Annotated in this window: 9 protein-coding genes; 5 read left to right on the plus strand and 4 right to left on the minus strand. The window is 70.5% G+C overall.

Annotated elements, in window-relative coordinates; genetic code table 11:
- Together RIF93_RS16480 and RIF93_RS16485 are read right to left on the minus strand one after the other, a co-directional pair.
- Positions 1-450, minus strand: a 450-nt coding sequence (locus tag RIF93_RS16480) for a S4 domain-containing protein (protein WP_309092539.1), incomplete at its 3' end; no start/stop codon positions are given.
- Positions 447-1,361, minus strand: a complete 915-nt coding sequence (locus RIF93_RS16485) for a class I SAM-dependent methyltransferase (RefSeq protein ID WP_309092540.1) — start codon at positions 1,359-1,361, stop codon at positions 447-449. The genes RIF93_RS16480 and RIF93_RS16485, both read right to left, overlap by 4 nt.
- A gap of 145 nt (positions 1,362-1,506) precedes the next feature.
- Here RIF93_RS16485 and RIF93_RS16490 point away from each other — a divergent pair, with 145 nt between their 5' ends.
- Positions 1,507-3,846 carry a UvrD-helicase domain-containing protein gene (locus tag RIF93_RS16490; RefSeq protein ID WP_309092541.1) on the plus strand — a complete coding sequence of 780 codons (2,340 nt, stop codon included), beginning with the start codon at positions 1,507-1,509 and terminating at the stop codon, positions 3,844-3,846.
- Here RIF93_RS16490 and RIF93_RS16495 read toward each other — a convergent pair.
- The gene (locus RIF93_RS16495) at positions 3,843-4,280 is read right to left on the minus strand and encodes a hypothetical protein (protein ID WP_309092542.1); all 438 of its coding nucleotides are present in this window, start codon (positions 4,278-4,280) and stop codon (positions 3,843-3,845) included. The two genes, RIF93_RS16490 and RIF93_RS16495, sit on opposite strands and share 4 nt — an antisense overlap.
- A 51-nt stretch (positions 4,281-4,331) precedes the next feature.
- Here RIF93_RS16495 and RIF93_RS16500 point away from each other — a divergent pair, with 51 nt between their 5' ends.
- The 3 genes from RIF93_RS16500 to RIF93_RS16510 all read left to right on the plus strand — a co-directional run bounded on the left by RIF93_RS16500 (position 4,332) and on the right by RIF93_RS16510 (position 6,218).
- Positions 4,332-4,835, plus strand: coding sequence for a hypothetical protein (locus RIF93_RS16500; protein ID WP_309092543.1), 504 nt, complete (start codon positions 4,332-4,334; stop codon positions 4,833-4,835).
- Between the two features lie 48 nt (positions 4,836-4,883).
- The gene (locus tag RIF93_RS16505; RefSeq protein WP_309092544.1) at positions 4,884-5,753 is read left to right on the plus strand and encodes a 50S ribosomal protein L11 methyltransferase; all 870 of its coding nucleotides are present in this window, start codon (positions 4,884-4,886) and stop codon (positions 5,751-5,753) included.
- Positions 5,754-5,822: 69 nt separating this feature from the next.
- Entirely contained in the window at positions 5,823-6,218 is a 396-nt protein-coding gene (locus RIF93_RS16510; protein WP_309092545.1) for a hypothetical protein, read from the plus strand.
- Here the strand turns inward: RIF93_RS16510 and RIF93_RS16515 are convergent.
- Positions 6,215-6,556 carry a GIY-YIG nuclease family protein gene (locus tag RIF93_RS16515; RefSeq protein WP_309092546.1) on the minus strand — a complete coding sequence of 114 codons (342 nt, stop codon included), beginning with the start codon at positions 6,554-6,556 and terminating at the stop codon, positions 6,215-6,217. The two genes, RIF93_RS16510 and RIF93_RS16515, sit on opposite strands and share 4 nt — an antisense overlap.
- 106 nt (positions 6,557-6,662) lie before the next feature.
- Here RIF93_RS16515 and RIF93_RS16520 point away from each other — a divergent pair.
- On the plus strand, positions 6,663-7,935 hold a 1,273-nt coding region (locus RIF93_RS16520), incomplete at its 3' end, for an aminopeptidase P family N-terminal domain-containing protein (protein WP_309092547.1).

The raw sequence follows: 7,935 nt of genomic DNA on the forward strand, positions 1-7,935 counted from the left end.
CTTTTGAAACGTACGGATTTGGTTTAAATACCGACGATTTTGCATGACTGTGTATGTATTTCCAGTTTTTCTTGCAGTATGGAGAACGGTGAGCAGCAGCAGGCCCGAGGTGTCCTTGTCCAGCCGCCCCACCGTCGAGAGCGCCGGATCGCGCTGGCGCCCGCGCGACGGCAGCAGGCCGTAGACCAGTTCGCCCGCCTCCTTATGGGAACAGGTGACGCCCACCGGCTTGTGCAGCATCAGCGCCATGCCGGGCGGCGGATCGAGCCGCCGTCCTTCGACCTGCATCCGCTGCGGCAGGTCGGGCGTGACGGCGAGGCGCATGTCGGCGCTTTCGACCGGCGCGCCGTCCAGCGTCACCGCGCCCAGGCGCACGAGCTGCTGCACCTCGCGCCGCGAGCCGTAGCCCAGGTTGGCCAGCAGCCGGTCCAATCGGAGCGTCGCGCTCACTTGCGGGCCTCATACACCTTGAAGCCGCCGCCCTCGGACTTCAGCGCCACCTGGCGGAACAGCGAGGTCAGCACGGCCTCGTACGGCAGGTGCCGATTGGCGACCATCCACAGCACGCCGCCCTTGCGCAGCGCCTGCGCCGCCCGGCGGATAAACGCCTGGCCCAGCGCCTTGTCCTCGGCGCCACGGTCGTGGAACGGCGGGTTCATCACCACGAAATCCAGACCCTCGAGCGGCGGTTCAACGCGCGCGTCGGCCCAGTGGAACGTCGCCCGGGGATTCGGGACATTCCGCCGCGCCGCCTCGACCGCGCGGCGATCGAGGTCAACAAGGGCCAGGGCCGTCACCGTCGGCTGCGCCAGCACGGCCTTCGACAGCACACCCAGTCCGCAGCCCAGATCCGCCCCGCGGCCGGCCAGCGGCGGCAGAGCCTGGATCAGCTGCACGCTGCCGGGATCGAGGCGGTCCCAGCTGAACACGCCGGGCCAGGTCCAGAGGCCGAGCTCGGGCTCCAGTCGCGGGCCTCCCGCGACGATGGCTTCATCGAGGCCGGTCGGCGCTTCGGGCCTGCGCGTCTCGCAGATCCGCTGGTGACGGCCGCCGGTCTCGTGGACGAGACAGCCGAAGGCCTCCAGCTCCTTGCGCAGGCGCGAACCGCCCTTGTCCTTGGGCGCAAGCGCCACGAGCCGCGCGGCCGGCGGCATGAGCCTAAGCGCCTGGGCCAGGACGTAGCGGCGCTCGAGCGTTCCCGGCGGCGCGGCCACGACCATCCCGGACAGGCTGCCCGGCGCGACCTCTTCCAGCGCTGCGGCGCCCGGCGACAGCGGCGACAGCTGCACGGCGCCGGCCGGCACATCGACCAGCTCGGCTGATGGCAAGCCGTAGACGCCGAAGGGCTGATCCTGGTTCAAGGCTGGCAAGGTTCCTGCGGCGACCGGGAGCGCGAATAGCGGCCCGGCCCTTACTCGTCCAGTTGCCGGCGCGGCGATAGAGGCGAGAACGCAGCGCGAACACCGGGATGCCCTGCCGCGCGTGGCATGCTAAGGGGCTCCGGAAATGTCTTCTGAGTCCTTCGATCCGCCCGCCCCCCAAGACGGAACCCGCATCAGCGACCTGGCGCGCCCGCGCGCGTCCGCCCCCGACTACCTCTCGGGCCTGAACCCCGAGCAGCGCGAGGCCGTTGAGGCCACCGAAGGCCCGGTGCTGGTCCTGGCCGGCGCGGGCACCGGCAAGACGCGCGTGCTGACCACCCGCCTCGCCCACATCCTGGCCACCGGCAAGGCCCGGCCCTGGGAGCTGCTCGCCGTCACCTTCACCAACAAGGCCGCCCGCGAGATGCGCGAGCGGATCACCCACATCATCGGCCCGTCCGCCGAGGGCCTGCGGTGGCTGGGCACCTTCCACTCGGTGGCTGCCCAGATCCTGCGCCGGCATGCCGAGCTGGTGGGTCTGAAGTCGAACTACACCATCATCGACGACGACGATCAGGAGCGGCTGCTGAAGCAGCTGCTCGAGGCCGAGAACATCGACACCAAGCGCTGGACGCCGAAGGCGCTGGCAGGCCTGATCGACCACTGGAAGAACCGCGGCTGGACGCCGGACCGACTGCCAGGGTCCGAGAACGCCGCCTTCGGGCCGAATCGCGGCCAAGCCCTTTATCGGCTCTATCAGGAGCGCCTGCGCATCCTGAACGCCTGCGACTTCGGCGACCTGCTGCTGCACAACATCACGATCTTCACCAGCCAGCCCGACGTGCTGGCCGACTACCATGGCCGCTTCAAATACCTGTTGGTGGACGAGTACCAGGACACCAACGTCGCCCAGTACCTGTGGCTGCGGCTGCTGGCCCAGAAGAGCCAGAACCTCTGCTGCGTCGGCGATGACGACCAGTCGATCTACGGCTGGCGGGGCGCCGAGGTGGACAACATCCTGCGCTTCGAGCGCGACTTCCCGGGCGCCAAGGTCGTGCGCCTGGAACGCAACTACCGCTCCACCAGCCACATCCTGGCCGCCGCCTCGGGCCTGATCGCCGCCAACAAGGGCCGCCTGGGCAAGACGCTGTGGACCGAGGCCGAGGGCGGCGAGAAGGTCGTCGTCCGCGGCGTCTGGGACGGCGAGGCCGAGAGCCGGCTGATCGCCGACGAGATCGAGCAGGCCAAACGCAGGGGCCGCGGCTATCGCGACATCGCCATCCTGGTGCGCGCCGCCTTCCAGATGCGGGCGTTCGAAGAGCGCTTCGTGCTGCTGCAGATCCCCTATGTGGTCATCGGCGGCCCGCGCTTCTTCGAGCGCGCCGAGATCCGCGACGCCGTAGCCTACCTGAGGCTGCTCTTCTCGGAAGACGACGACCTCGCCTTCGAGCGGATCGTCAACACGCCCAAGCGCGGCATCGGCGACACCACCGTCCAGAAGCTGCTGCAGATCGCCCGCCTGAACGGCGTGTCGGCCAGCCGCGCTGCCCGCCAGCTGGTGCTGACCGACGAGCTCGCCGCCAAGACGCGGACCGCCCTCGCCAACTTCCTGCGCGACATGGACCGCTGGCGCGCCGAAGCCAGCCGCATGCCGCACCACCGGCTGATGGAGGTGGTGCTGGACGAGAGCGGCTACACCGACGCGCTGCGCCTCGACCGCAGCCCGCAGGCGCAGGGCCGGCTCGAGAACCTGAAGGAGCTCATCAATGCGATGAGCCAGTTCGACACCCTGGAAGCGTTCCTCGAGCACGTGTCCCTGGTCCTCGACCTCGACCGCAGCTCGGGCGACGACCGAGTGCAGATCATGACCCTGCACCAGGCCAAGGGCCTGGAGTTCCCGCTGGTGTTCCTGCCCGGCTGGGAGGAAGGCGTCTTCCCGTCCCAGCGCAGCATGGACGAGAAGGGCGAGAAGGGCCTCGAGGAGGAGCGCAGGCTGGCCTACGTCGGCATCACCCGCGCCCGGGAAGAGGCGCGCATCAGCTTCGCCGCCAACCGCCAGGTCTACGGCCGCTGGACCAGCCAGCTGCCGTCGCGCTTCGTGGACGAGCTGCCGCTGGCCAACGTCGAGGCCAGTTCCGAGACCGGCTACTACGGCGGCGGTCCGGGCATGCAGCAGCACGGCAGCCGCTGGGACGAGAGCCCGTCGTTCGGCGCCGGCTACTCCTCGCCGGGCTGGAAGCGGGCCCAACAGGCCAACTACCGCGGCAGCCATCCTGGCCGACAGCAGGTGATCGAGGGCGATGGCCGGCTGGTGGCGGTGTCAGGCTCCGAGGCCGCCAGCAGCTACAAGCGCGGCGACCGGGTGTTCCACCTGAAGTTCGGCTACGGGACGGTCAAAGGCATCGACGGCAACAAGCTCACCGTCGCCTTCGACAAGGCCGGCGAGAAGAAGGTCATCGACAGCTTTGTCGAGAAGCAGGGCTAGGCCGCCCGCTTCCGCAGCATCCGCCGCGCCAGGAACGCCGCCACGCCTGCGGCCATGGCGACGCCCGCGACGATCGGCGCCGTCGGTCGACGACGGCTTGGCATCGGCGGCGCAATGGCGCCGTGCATGTCGACGTCCTCGGTGATCCGCTCCTCCGGCTGGGAGGCCTCCGGCATCACGATGGATTCCGCCACCGCCGCGGTGGTCTGGCCGCCGCGCTTGAACGTGACGTAGCCGCCGTCGTGGTCGATGTCGTCGGCCCGCCAGCCGTGCTCGTGCCAGGGACGCTTGCCGTCGCCCCACCAAGTCCCGCGGGCGCGGGCCGACTTCGGCAGCGGGAAGCCCAGGACTTCCTCGATCTCGGCGAAGCTGGCGCGCCATTCGCTGGAGCCATGGCCCGCCAGGCGGTCTGAGAGGGGCTTGTACTTGCTCATGGCGCCCTAAACGAACTGAACCCGCAAAGGCTTCGCGCGCTTTTGCCTTTGATGCGGAAGCTGCTTGACCCTACCGACCTGAAGAAGCTGCTCGTCGGAGCCGCCGGCGTGGCCGTCGTGGGCGTGATGTGCGGCGCGGCCATGCAGCCGAACCTGCTCAGCCCCGCCGAAGCGCCGGGCCAGCAGATCCAGGCCGGCGTGTCGGGGGTCCGTACGCCCTACGACGGTACGGTCGCCTACAGCAGCTATCCGAACGGCGTGCCGGACTATGTGATCGGCACCGACTGGCTCCAGCCGCAGCGGTACGAGCTCTATCAGGAGCTGCCCGAGCCGGCGTACGCGGACGACGTGTCAGCCTTCGACGAGCCGGCCTATGAGCCGGTGGTCGCCTCCACCTGGGAGGAGCCCCCGCGGGAGCCGACCCGCTATCCGTCGATGGAAGGCGGTGTCGCCTACTCGGTTGAGGCGCATGCCGCGAGCGCTGTGGGCGTCGAGCCGGTGGAGACCTCGGTCGATCCCGACCTGGCGGAGATGGCCGCCGCCACGCCCGGCTGACCGGAACCCCTCGCCTTTCCCGCCGCCTGCCGCTAGAGCCTCACGCCCATGAGCGACGAGGCCATCCAGATCATCGCCCGCGGCCCGCGCCGCGAGGCCGAAGCCGCAGCCGCCGCGCTGGAGGCCGAGCCCGCCACCGAGGCCCTGACCTACTCCATCCTGGAGGAGGACGAGGATCACGACGTCTGGCGGATCGACGCCTTCCCGACCGAAGACCACGAGCGCACGGCTATCGAGACGGTGCTTGGCCGTTTCTCCGATCTGCGCGTCACGACCGAGGTGCTCGCCGATGCGGACTGGCTGGCCATGGCGCTGTCGGGCCTGCCGCCGGTGCGCGCCGGCCGCTTCTTCGTCTACGGGGCCCACGACCGGGGCCTTGCGCCGGCCAGCACCGTCAACCTGCGGATCGAGGCGGGCGCCGCTTTCGGGACCGGCCATCACGGCACCACCGTCGGCTGCCTGCTCGCGTTCGACGAGTTGCTGAAGGCCCGCCGCTTCCCCAAGGTGCTGGACGTGGGCTGCGGCACCGGCGTGCTGGCGATCGCCGCGGCGCGCACGGGGTCCGAGGTCGCCGTCGGCACCGACATCGACCGCGTCTCGGTCCGCATCGCCAATGAGAACGCGACGCTGAACAAGGCGGGCGCGCGCTTCGTGCACGCCTCGGGCCTGGGCCATCCGGAGGTGCGCGGCGCCGGCCCCTACGACCTGGTCTTCGCCAACATCCTGGCTCCGCCGCTGGTGGCGCTGTCTCAGGAGATCAAGACAGCGCTCAAGCCCGGCGGCTTGGCGATCCTGTCTGGCCTGCTGCGCACCCAGGAGCGGCGCGTGCTGGCCGCCTACCTCTCCAAGGGGTTCAAGCTGCACCGGCGCCTGCACCGCGACGCATGGGCCACCCTGGTGGTGCGCCGCCCCGGCTGACGGGAACCTGCGCCTTGCGCCTCACGTTCCATCGGAAACGGCCAAGCTTGGCCGACCGAGGAGCGTGAGATGTCGGAAGAGTACGAACGCACTACCGTGACGAACGAACCGACCCGCACGGTCGAAATCCGCCGCGGCGGCGGCGCCGCCGGCTGGTGGGTGGCCGCCCTGGTGGCCATCGTCGCCATCGTGGCGGTGATGTTCATGTACAACAGCCGCTCGGCCGGCGACCTGCAGGCGGCGCGCGAGCAGGGCGAGGCCCAGGCCTCCATGGCTGCGGCCAGCCAGTCGGCCCAGGAAGCCGCCGCCACCGCGGCCCAGGCCGCTCAAGACGCCGCCGCCGGCGCCGCGGTAGCCACCGAGAGCGCCGCCCAGGCCGCCGCCGATCAGACCCAGGACGTTGCGGCCGCGGCGTCCGACGCGGCGCAGGACGCCACGGACACCACCGTCGATCCGAACCGCTAAGCGGCCTTCTTCGCCGCGAGCGCCTCGACCCAGTGGCGCTCGCGGCGCTTCAGCAGGTCCGACAGGCCCAGCGGCGTCAGGTCGGGCTCCTCGATCCGCTCCAGCACCTCGTAGGAGAACGCGCCGCCGCCGTGGGCGCGCAATGCGGCCTGGATGTCGCGGTTCGGGTGCGAGCCCATGCGCAGCACGAATTTTATGCTGTTCTCCTGAGCGTCGATGTTCTGCGAGACGCCGACCCAGACGGCGTCGGCCGCCGGGCACCGCAGAGCGTAGATCCCTGCGACGGTCTTCTTCTCCTTGTAGTCGCGCACGCGCTGGCGCCGGTCGGCCTTGTCCATGCCGCCGCCTACCCTATCCAAGGCGTGGCTGTCAATTTTATCCGGGCGTTATTCTGGAGCCATCCGCCCTTTGCCCGGCGCCTCCGAAGGGCTTACATCCCAGGCCATGCGCCAGACCTTCGACGAGACCACCGACCGCACCTTCGGCCCCAAGCACCTGCCCCTGATCCGCAAGGCGATGCAGGACCAAGGGCTGGACGGCTTCCTCGTGCCGCATGAGGACGAGCACCAGAACGAGTATCTGCCCGCCGCCAACGACCGCCTGGCCTGGGCCACCGGCTTCACCGGCTCGGCCGGCGCGGCGGTGATCCTGAAGGACAAGGCCGCCATCTTCGTCGACGGGCGCTACACCCTGCAGGTCCGCGACCAGGTCGACGCCAGCGTCTTCGAGATCCGGGATCTCGTCGACGGCGGCGTGCCCGCCTACCTGGAGACCGCCGCGGCCCGGGGCCAGAAGATCGGCTACGACCCGCGCCTGCACAGCCCCGACGCCCTGCACTGGCTGAAGGCCGCCGCGGCCAAGGCCGGCGCCGAGCTCCTGCCCGTCGCCGCTAACCCGCTGGACGCCGCCTGGGGTCAGGTCCGCCCGCCGCAGCCGACCGCCCCGGTCGTGCCGCACCCGCTCGAGTACGCCGGCGAGGAGTCGGCCTCCAAGCGCGCCCGGGTGGGCGAGCTGGTGGCGAAGAAGGGCGCCGACGCCGCGGTGCTGACCGCGCCGGCGTCGCTGGCCTGGCTGTTCAACATTCGCGGCGGCGACGTGATCCGCACGCCGCTGCCGCTGGGTCAGGCGATCCTCAACAAGGACGGCACGGCTCGCGTGTTCCTCGATCCGCAGAAGGTGACGCCCGAGCTGCCGGCGTGGCTGGGCAACCAGGTGCGCCTGGAAACCCCGCAGGACCTGCCCCAGGCCCTGGCCGAGCTGCGGGGCCAGAAGGTGGTGGTCGATCCGGCGCAGTCGTCGGCCTGGTACTTCGAGGCCCTCGCGGCGGCCGGCGCCGAGGTCGTGCGCGGCGAAGACCCCTGCGCCCTGCCCCGGGCCTGCAAGAACCCCGTCGAGATCGAGGGCAGCCGCCGGGCCCATGTCCGCGACGGCGCGGCGCTCGCGCGCTTCCTCCACTGGCTGGCGACCGAGGGTCAGGAGAGCCCGCCCGACGAGATCACCACGGTCCAGAAGCTGGAGGCGTTCCGCGAAGCCACTGGCGCGCTGAAGGACCTGTCGTTCGACACCATCGCCGGCGCGGCCAGCAACGGGGCGATCGTCCACTACCGGCCGACCGAGCGGCTGAACAAGCGGGCCGAGAAGGGTTCGCTGCTGCTGGTGGACTCCGGCGCCCAGTACCTCGACGGCACCACCGACGTGACCCGCACCGTCGCCATCG

It is taken from the genome of Phenylobacterium sp., assembly GCF_031181185.1.
Lineage (GTDB): Bacteria > Pseudomonadota > Alphaproteobacteria > Caulobacterales > Caulobacteraceae > Phenylobacterium.

Coding starts and splice junctions, on each gene's coding strand:
- RIF93_RS16490 (WP_309092541.1), top strand. CDS start 1,507: ATGTCTTCTGAGTCCTTCGATCCGCCCGCCCCCCAAGACGGAACCCGC.
- RIF93_RS16495 (WP_309092542.1), bottom strand. CDS start 4,280: ATGAGCAAGTACAAGCCCCTCTCAGACCGCCTGGCGGGCCATGGCTCC.
- RIF93_RS16500 (WP_309092543.1), top strand. CDS start 4,332: ATGCGGAAGCTGCTTGACCCTACCGACCTGAAGAAGCTGCTCGTCGGA.
- RIF93_RS16505 (WP_309092544.1), top strand. CDS start 4,884: ATGAGCGACGAGGCCATCCAGATCATCGCCCGCGGCCCGCGCCGCGAG.
- RIF93_RS16510 (WP_309092545.1), top strand. CDS start 5,823: ATGTCGGAAGAGTACGAACGCACTACCGTGACGAACGAACCGACCCGC.
- RIF93_RS16515 (WP_309092546.1), bottom strand. CDS start 6,556: ATGGACAAGGCCGACCGGCGCCAGCGCGTGCGCGACTACAAGGAGAAG.